Genomic DNA, 16325 nt, shown 5'->3' with positions numbered 1-16325 from the left:
AGACAGGGGCGGGGAAGGCCACGCCGCCTCATGGACCAGAATATTTCGTGCTGCGTCCACCACGTCATCAATCATATAGCCAATTCCCGATTTATTAACCAACCGGACTGTTCATCGTTATCGCCGCCAATCACAGCGGAGCATGCATTGCAACTAAGCCGCATGAGGAACTTGTTAGGACTGCGAGTTGAAACTTTGCCAAGCTTGACAGTTATGCTATTTCTGGACTGGGGGATGTGGATTCGCATTGCCTATGGAGGTGGCTCTTGTACCCAGAGGCATCAGGCGTCGGCACAGAGAGTGAGGGGCCTTCCTCGAGCGATGGTCCTCGTGCCGGCGAAGGGCTTCTCGCCGACCTTTTGGCGAACACGACCGAACTTTTGTCGTTCTATGACCGCGACTTCCAACTGACGCACCACGCAGCTGTGCTCAAAGGCATGTATGGAGGCGCCGTGGCGCCCGGCGCTGCCATCTGGGAGATCTACCCGAGCTTCCTCGATTCGAGGTTTCGCGACGAATTTCTTCGGGTGTTCCAGGGCGGCACTCCGGCAAACATCGACCTGCCGGGATCACCGGGCAAAGCGCCCCGATCCGTTTTCGTCTTCGGCACTGCGAATGGTGTGGGAATCATCGAATCAAGGGGGCGCGGCGGGCGGAGCGCCGCGGAGGAGCAAGAGCATGTAACTCTGCTCCACCAGGCGACGCACGACGTGCTGACCGGGCTGCAGAACCGACGGCGATTCGGCGACCGGCTGCAACTTGCACTGGCGGCCGCCGGCGGAGCAAAACCCAAGGCTGCCCTGCTGCAAATCGACCTTGACGATTTCAAAGCAGTCAACGACACGCTCGGCCATGGAGCGGGCGACACGCTTCTCCAGCTCGCGGCGGGTCGTATCCGCGACGCGCTGCAGGACGGCGAATCCGCGTACCGGTATGCCGGCGATGAATTCGCCGTCATCCAACTGGGAAAGGACCAGCCCGCGGAAGCCGAGCGCCTTGCGGGATCGCTGGTCGACGCGTTCAAGGAGCCGTTCGTCATCAACGGCATTTCCGTCTTCGTCGGCTCGAGTATCGGAATTGCTTTCGGGCCGGAGCACGGGACCGATGGCGAGCAGCTGATGAAAGCCGCCGACATTGCTCTTTACGCAGCCAAGACGGATGGCCGCGGCTGCGCTCGAACGTTCAACCGTTCGATGCTGCTCTTGCTCGAGCAGCGCGAGAATCTGAGGCGCAGGCTTCGAACCGCGCTGGAACGGGACGAACTTTATCTGGAGTATCAGCCGCTCATTCGGTCTCCCGCGTCGGTGACCGGTTTCGAAGCGCTGCTCCGGTGGCGGCACCCGGAGATCGGGATCATTCCACCCAGCGTGTTCATACCGATCGCCGAGGCCGACGGCCTGATGGACGAGATCGGACGATGGGTGCTCGAGGAAGCCTGTCGCCAGGCGTTGACGTGGCCCTCCTCGCTGACAGTCGCAGTGAACCTGTCGCCGGCCCAGTTCCTTAGCGGTTCGCTGACGGATACAGTCGCTCAGATCATCGATGCGGTTGGAATCCGAGCAGACCGGCTTGAACTCGAGATAACCGAGACGGTCCTCCTCGAGAAGACGATCGACAATATCGACACGTTAAATACCCTGAACGTCTTGGGAATACGAATATCGCTCGACGATTTTGGAACATACTATTCTTCGTTGAGCTACCTAAAGAACTTTCCTTTCGACACATTGAAGATAGATCAGTACTTCATTGCCGACCTGGATACCGATCTCAAAAGCCAAACAATCGTGCGATCGATCATAAATCTGGCGCACGGCCTGGGAATAAGCGTCACAGCCGAGGGAGTCGAGACGTCGGCACAGGCCCGGTGGCTGATCAAGGAGAATTGCGATAGCCTGCAAGGTAATTTCCTGGGACGGCCGCTCGGAGCCGAGGCAACCGGCAATTTCATCAGACGGTCCCCGTTGAGGGTGGTACGAACGATGGAGGAAGCAAATCGGGCGGTTTAGCGCCTTGCACCCTTTGTTAACCTTGAAGTGGAGATTTGTGGAAGCGATCGAGGCGGATACCGCGCAATTCATCGAGTCGGTGCAAGAGTGACTTAATCACGGCGCGCGGCGAAATTTTCGCCGCGGGGCGGGCTGCTAATTTTGCGCCGCGGGGCTCAGTACTGATGGAACAAGGGGAGGATGCCGATGGAACCTGTTCATCATGAGCTGGCTGGCGAGCCGACTTTTGCGCCCATGATCCAGATCGAGATGGAAATCAAAACGTTCGTCTCCGCATGGAGACACTGCGATTATGTCTCGACATACATGGCCCGGATGATCAGTCAAAACAGGTCCGACTCGGTCCGGCATTCAAATCTCTTTTCCTCTGCCTTCAACGAATTGCTGGAAGTCGCGTTTCGTAGCCGCCATGGCGACGGCGAGCTGGCATGTAGGGTGTCCCGCCATGGCGCGACGGACAGGATCGAGTTGACATTCCCCTGTGTCCCGGAGGAGCGCCAATTCTACGAAGAAGCCATGTCGCAAGCCACGGGAACCGAGGCCAGGGAGCGCTACCTCAATTCCGTGTCCGGGGATCTTGCGCCCAGTCGGGAGATCGTGCTCCTGGAACTGGCTGTCGACTACAATGCGATACTCAGGGTCGAGGAAGCCGACGGGAATGCTATCAGGCTCGTCGTGGATCTTCCGCTCGAGGGCCTGCGACATTGAGCCCTTACGACCTTCTCCCACGCTTCAAGGCGCAATACGACGCCAACAACCAGGAGTTCTCCATATCGGGAGTGGTCCGGCCTCAGGCGATGGATGAGCTTGGGCCCAGCATAGCATTGCTTCGTGGCGCGATCGACCGCGTGCGCGGCGTTCTCTACGTCAATGTCAGACGTCTCACGCAGATGAATAACGCTGCATTTCATGCCTTTTCAAGGATCATCATTGACGCTTGCCGCGCTCGACCCGATCTCAAATTCGTGGTCATCACGTCAAGCGTCGTCGGATGGACCTCGCGAAAATTCGGTCGCTTGAGCGGAATCGAACCGAACATAACGATCGAGGAATATGACAGCGAATTCTATCCGGGACAGGGCTTCCTCGAGGAGGGCGGATTCGTACCTATCCTGCGCTCACAGACAAAGATGACCTGGCGCCACGAGCGCGCAATCTTGCCCCGACACGGCATGAGGCAGGGGATCGTCATGGCCGACATCTGTTGCGGGATCGGTGATTTCGCCGTGCTCGTGCAGAAGGAATTCCAGCCAGCGCGGATCGTCGCCCTCGACCACTCCAAATCGAGCCTGGATTATGCTCGACAGGTGATGCGGGAGTTCGATATCCGGGGCATCGAATATACCTATGGCGATGCGTCCGAGATGCTGCTCGACGAAGCGCAGTTCGACCTGGTGACCTGCCGGCATTCCCTTCAGATCTTCAATCGGCCTGAACTCATCCTCAAGGAGCTCTACCGCATATGCAAGCCGGGCGGTCGGGTCTACATCACCAACGAGAAGAATTCGCATTGCCTCGGCGAGCCGCGCGCCGAAAGCATTCGCTGGACCTACAACGAGGTGGCGAAGCTGTTCGGGCATTTCGAGATGGACGTCGAGCTTGGGCCCAAGAGCCGGCGCTATCTCATGGAAGCCGGATTCGAAGACATCCGTGTCGAGACCTTCATGGTCACTAACCTGGACGGCGATCCGCAGGATTTCGCTGATATCATTGCGGCCTGGGCGGATGTCTATGCGGGCGAGATGGCGACCCGACGCGGCGACGGACCAGAGTTCGTCGCACGGTTCCGGCAGGGCTTCCAGGACCACATTTTCGCAGCGCTCCACCCCAAGGGTTACGCGGGTTGGCCGATCTGGGTCGCATCGGGGCGACGGCCGCAATGAAAGCCGACAATGAGCCCGCCCCGCGCTTCGGCCTGCGCTCCTTTCGGGCAAAATTCGTATTGGTCGTTGGCGGCGCCGTATTGTTCGACCTCCTGCTGAGCGGTGGCCTGGCGCTTTGGAACGTTCAGAAGCTGTCGCGCGATGCCACATCGGAAGTCGGTGAGGGCCTGACGACCGCAAACCAGGAATACATTCGATCCTATGCCGAATCGACGGCGTTGAGCGTCGACCTGCTGCTCGATCGGGTTCATGGGGACGTCAAGGCGCTGGCCGGCGTGCTGCAGGCCCAGATCGACGATCCGAGCAGGCAGCAACAGGTTGGAGCGACGCTGTCGCATGAGGCGCCCGGCTCCGTGAAGGTCGTCTACGACGCGCGGGGCGATTGGGCGCAGAATCTGCCGGGCGCGCCTTCGGTGGTAAGCGTTTGGGGCTACCTTCTGGGTGCCGACCACACTCCGCTGCCGGGCGTTCAGAAGGAAATAGACGACAGCACCGTGATCGATCTCGTCGCGCCAACTCTCATGGCCAGCGGGTCGTCCAAACTGCAGATGTACTATATTGGTCCAAAAGAACGGCCGATCTTCAGGACAGTGCCGTATACGAACCAGGCACAGACCTTCGACCGGCTCTATCCAGGCCACAACAAGTCGGAATTCTGGCTGTTCTTTTTTCCGGGGATCTATGGGTCATGGCAGCAGTGGGCCAGGGATCCGGCGTCGCGTCCGGTCCCTGACGACATTACCCAGACTGCGCCTTACACCGATGCAATCACGGGAAAGCTGATCGTCAGCTTTTTCCAGCCGCTGTGGACGCGCGAGCGCTCCGGTATCGCCGGTACGGCGGGAGCAGACATCACTCTCGACCAGCTCGCGGAAGTCGTCGAAAGGGTGAAGATCGCCGAAACCGGGTTCGGCTTCCTCACGATGTCGACTGGCAACGTGGTGGCGATCAATCCGTCGGGCCAGGCGATCATCGGCCTGACTTCATCGAACGACGCGGGCACGCAGGGCGTCACCGGCCTGGAGAGGTCCTTGCGGGGAAGTGTGCAGCCGGCAATCGCGTCACTGCCTCTCGACCAGAACAATGACGGCGTCATTCAGCATATCATGCTCGACAACAAGGGCGAGCGCGTACCCTACATCGTCGTCCTCAAGAGATTGAAGCCGACCAATCTGTGGAGTTCGGGACCGATCAAGTCCGAAACGATGTCGGTCGGGATCGTCGTCCCCGAACGGGAGATCTATGCGTCCTTGTTCGCGGCGCAGGAGAGTATTTCGCGCGCAACCAATCGTATCCTGCTCTTTCAGATCGGTGCGATCATCGTTTCGCTTCTGATTGTTTTCGCGGCTGTGCTCGGAATTTCGAAGCGGATCACCGCCGGCCTCAGGGCGCTTGCCGGTGCCGCCCAGCGGCTCCAGACCAAGGACTATTCAGTCCGCGTGAGCATTCCGACGCGTGACGAAGTTGGAGCGGCGGGGATCGCTTTCAACCGGATGGCTGAGCAGATCAGCTTTCACACCGAAAACCTCGAGCAACTCGTCGACGAACGCACCAGGGAGCTCGGGGACGCCAATCAGGAGATTTCCGCACTCAACGAAAAGCTACGGGACGAGAACGTCCGTCTCGGCGCCGAGCTCGCGGTTGCCAGGCAGATCCAGATGATGGTCCTGCCGAAACCATTCGAACTCGAAGCGATTCCGGGACTGGAGATCGCAGCCTACATGCGGCCGGCCGACGAGGTCGGCGGTGACTACTACGACGTCCTGCAGAATGGGTCACGGGTCAAGATCGGCATCGGCGACGTGACCGGTCATGGTCTCGAAAGCGGCGTTTTGATGCTGATGGTCCAATCCGTTGCACGCGCGCTGCAGGAGACCAACGAGCGGAATCCGCACCAGTTCCTGGACCGGCTGAACAGAGCGATCTACAAGAACATCGAGCGGACGAAGACCGATAAGCATCTCTCGCTGGCCTTCCTCGACTTCGAGGATGAGCGCGTAACGCTATCTGGTCAGCATGAGGACGTGCTCATCGTGCGCGCTGACGGGGAAGTCGAACGCATCGATACGCTTGATCTGGGTCTGCCGGTTGGCCTTGAGAATGACATCTCGAAGTTCATCGACACGCGTGACATCCCGTTCGAGAGTGGCGACGTGATCGTGCTGCACACCGATGGTGTGACCGAGGCGGAGGATCAGGACAAAAGGCTGTTCGGGTTCGAGCGCCTCTGCCAGAGCGCACGAAAACGTCAGGGCGGGAGCGCCGAGGAAATCAAAACCGGGATCGTCGAGGATCTGATGGCCCATATCGGAATCCAGAAGATCCACGACGACATCACCCTCGTGATCATAAGGCACACCTAGGCAATGACAACGCTGTTCGGGACCCCTGACATTGCAATCGGGATGATGGAAAGCGTCAGTCGCGTGCGGCTGTTCGACGGACCTCTCGACTTGAGCTGGCGTCATTGTGCCACGACGTCGGACTTCATCGCCGATCTTTTCGCTTTGCGCTTTCAGGCGTCCCGCAATGACTACAGAGAAGTGCGGCACTCCATCGGATATCTGGTCAACGAGCTCATCGAAAATGCCGTCAAGTTCCGCGCGCCGGGTGAGATCGTGATCGAGACGTCGATGGATTCGGAGTGCTTCAAGATCAAGGTGTCGAATGACGTCGACGGTGAAAACGCGTCCGGGTTCCAAAGCCTCCTGGCGGACATCACGGTTGGCGACCCCAGGGACCTGCTGATACAGCGAATTGAAGCGAATGCCGCGAACCCCGACGTGTCAGGCTCCGGACTCGGATTGCTGACGTTGATGAGCGACTATGGCGCACGCCTGGCCTGGATATTCAGCCCGGCCGACGAAAGCGATCGGATTTGCCTGGAGACATACGCCTCCATTCCGATCTCGCAAACGCACAACTAGAAGAAACGAACCAGGCCATGGAAATCAAGACAGACGACTATCGCGTGTGGATTGAAGGAAGCGATATTTTTTTCGACGGCGCCATGCGGCTCGCGAGTTCCGAGGCCGGTGCGCCTATTACGGCTTTGGCAACCAGCGTCCTTGCCTCGAATCCCGCTTCCATCACGCTCAATCTGAAGGACCTTCACTTTCTCAACTCTTCCGGCATCAACCTGCTGGCGAAATTCACCATCGAGGTGCGCAAACATCCCGATGTTCGGCTCGTCGTGCGTGGAACGCCCGACATACCCTGGCAATCGAAATCATTGCCGAACCTGAAGAAGCTGCATCCCGCCCTGGTGCTTTTGATGGACTAAGGTCGCCCGAAATCAGCCTACGACGCACCGAGTGAGATATGTACTCCATGACAAGTATTTGGATGCGAAGGTAACGACAATTCGGCCTGGTGCGCAGATGCTGGCAATTGCCCGGCGGGGGCTCGGCACAGGCGGCAGGCGTCCATGTTGGGGGGATGTCGGGCTGCCTGTGCCGATTAGCCGCCGCTGCGCGATCAAAGGTGGCGTCATTGAGTAAGCGTGCCAAGGTGACCGGCGGCCGGCTGGAGTTCATTCCGCCGCAGATCCCGACTCGTGTCGAGGAGCCGCCCCGAGATGAGGGATGGGTTCACGAGGTCAATCTCGATGGCTACCGCACGCAGATCATCATCGATAAAGGCAGCGTGCGCCTTTACAGCAAGAACGGCCGTGACTGGACCACCAAATATTGGCCCATCGCGCTGGCTGTCGAGCTGCCATGCCGGGCCGCCATTATCGACGGCGATGTCATTGTGCCAGACGAGCAGAGCGCTCACGATTACCCTTCGCTGGAAGCCGCGATCTGGAACGAACCGAACCGGCTCGCGTTCGTCGCGTTCGACATCCTCCATCTGGACGGTCGCAATCTAGTCTCCTTGCCCCTGCTGCAGCGCAAGCAGGCGCTATGGCAATTGGTTGAGCACGGCCTCGGCAAGATCCAGTACAGCGAGCATTTCGAGAGCAGTGCGCCAGCGATCTTTCGCGCCATCGAGAATGTGGGGCTCAAGAGCATCATCTCGAAGCGCGCCGACAGCAGCTACACGAGCGGACCGTCGAACACATGGTTGAAGGCCAAATACTTCGAGGAAGCCGATTTCTGAGCATCGACGACGCTTCTGGCGCAACCGCGGCCTCAGCGCCGGCACCAGCAATGTCCTCGAGCAGGAGGTCGTGCGCGAGAAGCAAGCAGTTCAAACCTACGCCGCTTTCTGCTTGAATACTTTCGACATCCCGCTGGAGCACCACCCCATCTCAAACGATCCTTTCGCCCCCTTGCGGCAACGCTTCCTTGCCCGATGCGCCGATCAGCTCGGGCAGCTGAAGGTCATCGCATGTGAGGGCGGTCCTTTGCCCCGCGGGGCGGGTGATCCGCTGGTCAGGATCGCGCACTCGCTGGCGGGTGCGGCGGGGACATTCGGCTTTCCGGATATCGGCGCGCGGGCGTCGGCGCTGGAAACGCTGCTAATCGAACAGCCGGATGAAGGAGCCGCCCAAGCCGCGCTCGATGCGCTCATCGCGGAGATTGAGCAAACGCTGAAATGAAGCGGGCGTTATTTCTTCGCACCGGATAGGCCAGTCCTGGTCATTTCGCCCCAGCTCTGGTCGGCCCGCAGATATTGCCACCAGCCCTTTACGCGCCAGAAATTGTTGAGCTGGCGGTAGCCGAAATTCTCGATCACCGCCACCGCCGTCAGCACCGCCAGGTCCCTGGCGCGCGGAAAACGCTGCAGCTCGGCCTCTTCGAGGACCAGTGAGCACACGCTGACGCAGACGCCATAGGTGAAGATGAGCGAGGTGAAGGCCAGCAGATACTCGGTCGACAGGATGCCGAGCAGCCAGAATGCCGGGATCAGGATGTAGCCCAGCACCTCCGCTACCGGCCCTAGCACATCGACAATCAATATGTGGCCGAAGCCCAGGAATCCGACGCGGCCATAGCGCGGGTTGAAGAGCATGGCGCGGTGGCGGAAGAAGCACTCGAGCGCGCCGCGCTGCCAGCGCGTGCGCTGCCGTGCGAGCACGCTCAGTGTTTCCGGCGCCTCGGTCCAGCACACCGGCTCCGGAATGAACTGGATGCGGTATTTGCGCCCGGCATCTCTCATGTGGCGGTGCAGCTTGATGACGAGGTCGAGGTCCTCGCCCATCGAGCCCATGGTGAAGCCGCCCACTGCCACCACCTCCGTGCGGCGGAACATGCCGAAGGCGCCGGACACCAGCATCAGCGTGTTGATGTGGCTCCAGGCCAGCCGGGCCATGAGAAAGGCCCTTAGATATTCGACGACCTGGAGCAACGGCAGAAAGCGGTTGGGCAGGTGGATCTCGCGCACCCTGCCGGCTTCGATCCTCGATCCGTTGGCGATGCGGATCGTACCGCCGACGGCGATGGTGCGCTCGGGGTCGTCGATGAAGGGCTGGGCGGCGCGCATCAGCGCGTCGGGCTCGAGGATGGAATCGCCGTCGATCACGCAGAAAAGCGGCGCGCGGCAGACATTGATGCCGGCATTCTGGGCATCGGCCTTGCCGCCGTTTTCCTTGTCGACCACGAACAGCCGCTCGGTCATTGGCGAGGAATAGAGGCCGCGGATCGGCTTGTGCGCCAGCGCCTCCTCATAAGGCCGATGGAATTTCACCAGCTTGAAGGCCCCGATCAGGCGCTGCAGCGTCTGGTCCTTTGAGCCGTCGTTGATGACGATCACCTCGAAATTTGGATACTCCAGCGCCAGCATCGAATGGACGCTCTCGACCACGTTCAATTCCTCATTATAGGCGGGTACGAGGAGCGCGATCGGCGGCGCGACATCGCCATAGCGGTGCCACAGCAGCGCCGAGCGCGCGACCGGCGGGCGCTTGGAAAGCGCGTAGGCGGCAATAATGAGTTGCAACAGATAAATCGTCGTCTGCGCCAGCCCCGCCCCGATGATGAACCAGGACAGGATGGAAGCGGCCAGAACGATCTCGTGGCTCCAGTCGGACATCATGCGGCCGGCCCCTCGGCAAGGATGAGCGAGGCGGTGCGCTGGCTGCGCGAGACCTCGCTCGCAGCGATGTCGCGCAGCAGCCGTTCTCCCGGCTGGCCAAACGAGCGCAGGGCGTTGGCGGCGGCATAGCGCACGGTCCACGCCTCATCGTCCATCAGCGCGGAGAGCGGCGCGGCGAGCCCGGCGAGCCCGAGGCGCCCGGCGGCATCGGCGGCGGCGGCGCGCACGTCCCAGTCGCCGTTGGCCATCGCGCTTGCCAGGATGGCAGGCGCCTCGGCGTGCCCGGTGAGGCCCAGCGCGCGCAGCGCCGCGGCGGCGACCTCGGGCGATTGATCACCGGTGGCGCGGGCGAAGAAATCGGCGAAATGGAACCCGGCGGCACGAGCCAGCGCGTCGATCGCGGCCGCCCGGATGAAGGGCACCGCGTCGGTGCGCGCGGCATGATCCCTGAGCTCCTCGAAGCGCGCCGGCGGAAAGCGCCTGAACAACTCGATCAGGCGCCGCGAGCGCTGTCCCACCACGCCGACCTTGCCCAGTGCGATATCGAGCGGCGGCAGGCTGCCGAGATCGCAGAGCGCGATGGCGGCGGCGATCCTCACCTCGCGCGAACGGTCACGGTCGAGCGCCGAAAGCAGGCTCGCCACCGCGTTTTCCGAACGCAGCGCCGCAAGCATCTCGGCCGCGTGGATGCGCTCGGCGCCGTTGCCTTTTTCCAGCTGGCTGCCGACAAGCGCCGGCAGGCCGCATTCGTTGAAGGCGGCAAGGACGTCGTCATACTCCTCGCCGCGAAGCAGCGAAATGAACTCGAAGCCGGCATTGATCGCCACGCCCGCCGGCACCGCGAGCACCACCACCTTCAAGGCCTCGCGGTCCCGGTTTTCGGTGAAGGCGATCAGTGCTGTGTGAAGCTGGCGCCGCTGATCGATCTGCGCCCTGCCTCGGCGTTCCTGCAGCACCCGCCGGACGATCAGGAACAGCATGATCACCAGGGAAAGGGCGCTGAGCAAAATGGAAAGATCCCAGACGTACCACATGATCAGAACCGCGCGGTCAGGCCGAGCCCGAATATGCTTCGGTCGAATGTCGGGCGTTGCTCATGTGCGATACTGGCGCGGACCGTCAGCGGATCGTTGACGTCCCAGGAGATGCCGCCGAAGACGGTGCGCGTCGGCACCAGCGTGCCGTCGGAGATTTCGGGGGCGTCCGCATAGCCGCCGAACAGGTTGAAGCGCTGCGTCACCGCAAGGTCGACCCTAAGCACATAGCCGTCCGCGCGCGTGCCGATATCGTCGGCCGCATGCACCCAGCGGGCGGAAAGCCCCAGGCGGCCGTCGAAGATATAGCCCTGCACCCAGGGCGAGACGCTGGTGACGTTTGTGTTGGTGAAATTGTCGTAGCGGGTGTCGATGTTGAGCGACAAAGGGCCGAACGCCTTCGCCGCCGCCATAACCTGCAAGGACGCGCCGGCGCCGATCGCATAGCGCGCCAGGAAATCGGCATCCGGCGTCGCCGCGGCGAGCGCATAGGCGGAGAAGGCAGGCGAGAAGGCCTCGTCGATGCGGCCCTCGATCTGAACGTCGGTACGGCCGAAGCGGGTTGCCACGCGGTTGCGGCCTGAAATCGTCGTGCGCGGCGACAGCCGATAAGCAAGGCCAGCCGAGCTGTCGGTCCAGTCGCTCAGCCCGTTGGTGAGATCGCTCACCTCGGTGCCAAGGTCGAGCCGCCATCTGCGCGGGGGCGGCACGGCCAGTCTTTGCTCGATGTCGGAAGAGCCGGGCTCGATGGCGAGCGCCTCTCTGTAGGCCTGCCGCGCTGCATCGTCGTCGCCTAGGGCGCGGCGCACATCGCCGATCCCCACCAGCGCCTCGGCATTGCGCGAATCGATCGCAAGCACGCGCTGGAACGACTGTCCGGCCCGCGTGTAGTCGGCCTCGAGCAGGGCGACCTTGGCATCGAGGTCGAGCGCCTCCACATTGTCCGGCGACGAGGCCAACACGTCATCGACCAGCGCGCGGGCGCCCGGCACGTCGCCCTGCCAAATCGCCAGGCGGATCTTGCCGATCCGCGCGTCGAGAAGGCCGGGTTTTATGGCCAGCGCCCGGTCGAAGAAATGCCCGGCTTCGTCGAACCGCTGGCTGGAGCCCAGGATAAGGCCAAGGGCAACCAAGATGTCGGTGTTCTTCGGCGCCAGCCCAAGCGCGCGGCGATAGACCTTCTCCGCTTCGGGCAGCTTTCCCGCTGTTCGCAACCGTCGACCTTGCTCCATCAGGCCGGCGACGGGATCGGGCCGTGGTTTCGCCCTCGGCGCCGCCACCGACGCCTTCCTCGCCTCACCGCCGGCGGCCTGCATGGCCTTGCGGATGTTCTCCACAAGCGCGGCGGCGTCGGTGTTGCCGGGCTGGGCGCGCGCCACCGATTCGGCGAGCGGCAGCGCGGCATCCAGATTGCCGGAACGGAACTCGATCTCGGCCAGGCCAAAGCTTGCATCTTGATAGGCCGGAGCAAGGGAAAGCGCCTTGGAAAAGGCGTCGTGCGCCGCCGCCAGATCGTTGCGGCCGAGTTCGGCGAAACCGAGCTGAACCAGGGCGTCGGCATTGTCGGGTTTGAGCGCGAGTGCGCGCCGAAGCAGATCCACCGCCTCGTCGAAATGCCGGGCCTGCCTGGCTTTCACGGCGGACGCGTAGAGCTCATCGACCGTCTGCGCAAGCACCGCACCAGGAGTGGCCGCGATTGCCAGGATCAGGCATGCGGCAAGCGCTGCGCGCCGGCTGCGCCTCATCAGCGTTTCCCAGTCTTGCGCGCGATCAGACGCGCCAGCCGGGCCAGCAGTTCCTCGGGGATGAATGGCTTTACCAGATAGTCGTCGGCTCCCTTCTCGAGGGCCGAGACGATGTCCCTTTCGGCCTTGCGGGCGGTCAGCATCACCACCGGCGTGTCCGACAGGACCGGGTCGCCCTTGAGGCGAGCCAACACCTCCAGGCCGTCGGCCTTGGGCATCATCGCATCGAGCACGATGATATCGGGTCCGTCCTGTTCCGCCTTCGCCAGTGCCTCGGCACCGTCCACTGCCGTGATGACCTCGTATCCCTTCGCCCTCAGCCTGAATTCCATCAGTTCAAGCAACAGGGGATCATCATCGCAGATCAGAACTCTTGCCTTCGCTCCATTCACCTGTCCGGCTCCGGTTCACGCCTCGTTGCCCCCCGGAGTGATCAACCCATGAACCGACATCCGCCAATGTGGTCCATGCCAACGCCGGTGCGGGTCTCCCGCGCCGGCCGATGCCGCGCAATCATAAATAAAACCGATTCGCGACTGCCGTATTTCGATACAATCAGTAGATGAATATTGGGGTGTGGTACAGGTGCCGTAAACGGCAAACGGAGGTTGCTGACAGGCTTGTTGCCGCTGCCTTCGACCCGGAGGCTATGCCTGCCCGGGTCGCTCCGGAAGCAGCTTCCTGACTTCGCCGGCGAGCGCCAGCGGATCGAAAGGCTTGGCAATGACCCCGACCGCTCCCATGGCGAGATAGCGCTCGACCTGATGCGTCTGGGTGCGCGCGGTGATAAAGGCCACGGGTATCGACGCCGTCAGCGGTGAAGCAGCCAGGCGCTTCAGCGTCTCCGGCCCGTCCATGTCCGGCATCATCACGTCGAGCAAGATGAGGTCGGGATGCCATGCGGCGGCATCGGTCAGCGCCGCGGCGCCCGAAGAGCAGGACCGCACCTCGAATTCCGGCTCGAGCTCCAGCGACATCTGAGCGATTTCGCGGATATCGTGGTCGTCATCCACATAGAGGATTCTTGCCGGCATGATCGTCACTCCTTGGCGCGGGCGGCGGGTCTGGTGCCATCGCGCGATGAGGCCAACATGGTTCTGACAAGCTTTGCCACATCGATCTCCGACGCCCTGGTCTTGGTCATCATCGCCTGCACCCGATCGCCGAGTTTCTGGTCCGGTTCCGCCGCCGAGAACACGATCACTCCGGTCTCCAGCGGCAGATCGGCGAGCAGGTCCAGTCCCGATCCGTCTGGAAGTGCTATGTCCAGGATGACCAGGTCGAAGCGACGCTTCGCAACCGCCCGCCGTGCCTCCTGCAGCGTTTTCGCCGAGATGATCGAGACGTCCGAGCCCAGTCCCGCCGACATCACGGCTAGCACACCCTCGTCGTCCTCGACATGGAGGATCTTCGGCCTCTGTTCATTCCTGCCGGCGACGATCTTGGCAAGAGCGGCGTGAAGCCGCCCCGAATCCACCGGCTTCTCCAGCCAGTCGACGATGCCGACGGCGGTGCCGTTCAGCGAGCGCCTGGCCTCATCGGCGACGGCGGAGATGACGATGACCGCAATGTCGGAATTCACCGGTGACGCCCTGATGTCATGGAAGAGCTTGATGCCCGATTCTTCCGCCAGCTTGATGTCGAGTGTCAGTGCCACATAATCGCGAGACTGCAGAAGCGCCTTCGCGGTGGCGATGTCCGGGGCGACGTCGCTGGAAAAGCCTTCCGCGTCCAGGAGTGCCGCAATCACCGCCGCGACGTCGGTCTCGTCTTCGCAGATCAGAACCCGTAGGCGGCCATCGGGCTCCCGTGGCGGGCGCGGTGGCGGATACGGCCTCGGTTGGAGCCTGCGGGCTTCGGCAAGGTCGACATGGAACGAGGTTCCTTTCTCTTCCTCGGTTTCGAAGGAAACGGCGCCGCCCAGCTTTTCCACGATGGTCTTGACGATGCTGAGGCCGAGGCCGGTGCCGCCTTTCTTGCGGGTGCTGGACGCGTCAGCCTGTTCGAACTTGCCGAATATACGGCTGCGAAACGCCTCGGGGATACCCGCCCCCTGATCGATCACCGAGATGCGCAACATGTCGCGATCACGACGCTGTAGCTTCACCATCACGGTGCCGTCGGCGTGCGAGAACTTGATCGCGTTCGACAGAAGGTTGGCCATCACCTGGTGTAGGCGGTCCGGATCGATGTTGGCTTCGGCGCGCGGGGCATCGTCGACCAGGACGATGCGTATCCGGCTCTCGGCCATGTAGTTGGAACTGGCGGCAATGGCCTGCTCCATGATCGGGCGCACAGGCATCTGCTTGATCTTGAAGGCGATGACGCCTGACTCGATCTTCTCCATATCGAGGATGTCGTTGATGAGAAGAACCAGTCTCTCGCTATTGGTGTGAGCGATATTGACGAGGTTGGCGGCCTTCGGCGGCAATTCGCCCGCCACGCCCGCCGCGATCAGGCCCAGCGAGCCTCGGATGGATGTCAATGGGGTGCGCAGCTCATGACTGACCGTCGAAATGAAATCGTTCTTGAGCTGAGCGTTTCGCTTCTGCTCGGTGATCTCGCGATTGTAGGTGATGACACCGGTGATCTTGCCGACCTCGTCGCGGAACGGCGCCTTGAGCGTGTAAAGCCAGCCCTGTTTGCCATCCGGAAACACCGCAGGCTGTTCGATGCGCAATGTCTGCCCGGCCTTCAGTGCGCCCATCTCGTCCTGCCTGAAGCGCTCGGCCACGTCCTTCGAATAGAAATCGAAATCGGTCTTGCCGATGAGCTCCTCGACTGAAGCGGCCCCCAGCATTTCGGCGGTGGCGGGATTGGCGGCGATGAAGCGGCCGTCCACATCCTTTATGTTCAGGCAGTCCGGCAGTTCACGAACCATGGCCCGATAGATCATGTTGGACATGGAGAGATCGCGCCGCCGCTGTTGCCGGTCGAGCAGGATGCCGATCACCATGGTACTAAGGAAGCGGAACAGGAGGGACGGGAACGTGCTTTGCTGGATCAGGCCTGTGACGACTTGCGGGGGTATGACCATGAGCGTGATCAGCCCGGCGAGTGCAACTGACACGCCGAAGCCGAATATGTCGAGCATCGTGCGCGACCGGGCCGCGACAATGTGGTGCCATGCCAGGCCGACGACGGCGGTGATCAGGATACCCATGACGCCGACATTGGCCCCCTGCCCGCCAAGATAGAGGCGATAGGCAATGGAGCCGATCGTGGCAACGAACATTGCCGGCCATCCGCCGAAGAACGCCGCGGCGCCGATAAAGGCGGCGCGCAGATCGACCACGAAGCCAGAGACAGACAAGGCGGTCGCCATTGAAAAGACCGCCCCCACGCACATGACCGCGCCGAGAAGCAGCGACTGTATTCGCGGCGAGAGACGCCCGGTGAAATCGGCCACAAGGTCCCAGGCGACGACCAGGACGGAGACCAGAGCAAGATTGGCGAGGAGTGATTGCCAGATCTCGGTCATGACTTTCCGGCTCCTTTTTTCCGATGAATATCGGCTAATCCTATCCGATATCTAAAGAAGCTGCGCATCAGTCCGCAGGGCCGGCACGCCGAGCAGAGGCGACATGGGCAGCCACATGGCAGGCGTCTTCGTACCGGGCGCTTATCGGGCATCAAGTTGAAGCTTGATCTTCGGCGCCGCGTACTGACTATGGC

At 61.8% G+C, this 16325-nt stretch carries 14 protein-coding genes; 8 read left to right on the top strand and 6 right to left on the bottom strand.

Translation table 11 applies throughout. The annotated features are described in order from the left end of the window. The first annotated feature begins 359 nt into the window (after positions 1 to 359). The 8 genes from FJV80_RS20090 (at position 360) to FJV80_RS20055 (ending at position 8435) form a co-directional block, all read left to right on the top strand. The gene (locus tag FJV80_RS20090; protein ID WP_095775872.1) at positions 360 to 2009 is read left to right on the top strand and encodes a bifunctional diguanylate cyclase/phosphodiesterase; all 1650 of its coding nucleotides are present in this window, start codon (positions 360 to 362) and stop codon (positions 2007 to 2009) included. A gap of 186 nt (positions 2010 to 2195) precedes the next feature. Continuing rightward, on the top strand, positions 2196 to 2717 hold the full coding sequence (locus FJV80_RS20085; RefSeq protein WP_095775921.1) for a ubiquinone biosynthesis methyltransferase UbiE: 522 nt from the start codon (positions 2196 to 2198) through the stop codon (positions 2715 to 2717). Next, complete coding sequence (locus tag FJV80_RS20080; RefSeq protein WP_142877220.1) at positions 2714 to 3892, top strand: class I SAM-dependent methyltransferase; 1179 nt, start codon at positions 2714 to 2716, stop codon at positions 3890 to 3892. Before FJV80_RS20085 ends, FJV80_RS20080 begins: the two co-directional genes overlap by 4 nt. After that, a complete protein-coding gene (locus FJV80_RS20075) occupies positions 3889 to 6255 on the top strand; it encodes a SpoIIE family protein phosphatase (RefSeq protein ID WP_142877219.1) in 2367 nt (788 codons plus the stop codon). The genes FJV80_RS20080 and FJV80_RS20075 overlap by 4 nt, the downstream gene beginning before the upstream one ends. A gap of 3 nt (positions 6256 to 6258) precedes the next feature. Continuing rightward, positions 6259 to 6819: an ATP-binding protein gene (locus tag FJV80_RS20070; protein WP_179296573.1), complete on the top strand. Its 561-nt coding sequence runs from the start codon at positions 6259 to 6261 to the stop codon at positions 6817 to 6819. 17 nt (positions 6820 to 6836) lie between these two features. Further along, positions 6837 to 7175: a hypothetical protein gene (locus tag FJV80_RS20065; RefSeq protein ID WP_095775874.1), complete on the top strand. Its 339-nt coding sequence runs from the start codon at positions 6837 to 6839 to the stop codon at positions 7173 to 7175. A gap of 200 nt (positions 7176 to 7375) precedes the next feature. After that, positions 7376 to 7993 (top strand): DNA ligase, encoded by a 618-nt coding sequence (locus FJV80_RS20060; protein WP_245318376.1) that lies wholly within the window; start codon positions 7376 to 7378, stop codon positions 7991 to 7993. A gap of 70 nt (positions 7994 to 8063) precedes the next feature. Further along, on the top strand, positions 8064 to 8435 hold the full coding sequence (locus tag FJV80_RS20055; protein WP_095775876.1) for an Hpt domain-containing protein: 372 nt from the start codon (positions 8064 to 8066) through the stop codon (positions 8433 to 8435). A gap of 8 nt (positions 8436 to 8443) precedes the next feature. Here FJV80_RS20055 and FJV80_RS20050 read toward each other — a convergent pair whose 3' ends face one another. The 6 genes from FJV80_RS20050 to FJV80_RS20025 form a co-directional block, all read right to left on the bottom strand. Continuing rightward, a complete protein-coding gene (locus FJV80_RS20050; protein WP_185975233.1) occupies positions 8444 to 9871 on the bottom strand; it encodes a glycosyltransferase family 2 protein in 1428 nt (475 codons plus the stop codon). Then, a complete protein-coding gene (locus FJV80_RS20045) occupies positions 9868 to 10905 on the bottom strand; it encodes a HEAT repeat domain-containing protein (protein WP_142877218.1) in 1038 nt (345 codons plus the stop codon). Before FJV80_RS20045 ends, FJV80_RS20050 begins: the two co-directional genes overlap by 4 nt. 2 nt (positions 10906 to 10907) lie before the next feature. Continuing rightward, positions 10908 to 12650, bottom strand: a complete 1743-nt coding sequence (locus tag FJV80_RS20040; protein ID WP_142877217.1) for a YaiO family outer membrane beta-barrel protein — start codon at positions 12648 to 12650, stop codon at positions 10908 to 10910. Beyond that, positions 12650 to 13042 carry a response regulator gene (locus FJV80_RS20035; protein ID WP_095775879.1) on the bottom strand — a complete coding sequence of 131 codons (393 nt, stop codon included), beginning with the start codon at positions 13040 to 13042 and terminating at the stop codon, positions 12650 to 12652. Before FJV80_RS20035 ends, FJV80_RS20040 begins: the two co-directional genes overlap by 1 nt. 255 nt (positions 13043 to 13297) lie before the next feature. After that, positions 13298 to 13684, bottom strand: coding sequence for a response regulator (locus tag FJV80_RS20030; RefSeq protein ID WP_095775925.1), 387 nt, complete (start codon positions 13682 to 13684; stop codon positions 13298 to 13300). A gap of 5 nt (positions 13685 to 13689) precedes the next feature. Beyond that, a complete protein-coding gene (locus FJV80_RS20025; protein ID WP_142877216.1) occupies positions 13690 to 16131 on the bottom strand; it encodes a response regulator in 2442 nt (813 codons plus the stop codon). Positions 16132 to 16325: the final 194 nt, after the last annotated feature.

It is taken from the genome of Mesorhizobium sp. WSM4310 (assembly GCF_007003935.1).
GTDB lineage: Bacteria > Pseudomonadota > Alphaproteobacteria > Rhizobiales > Rhizobiaceae > Mesorhizobium.
Note: the sequence above shows the minus strand (reverse complement) of the source record. Positions and strands in the feature narration are given on the sequence as shown.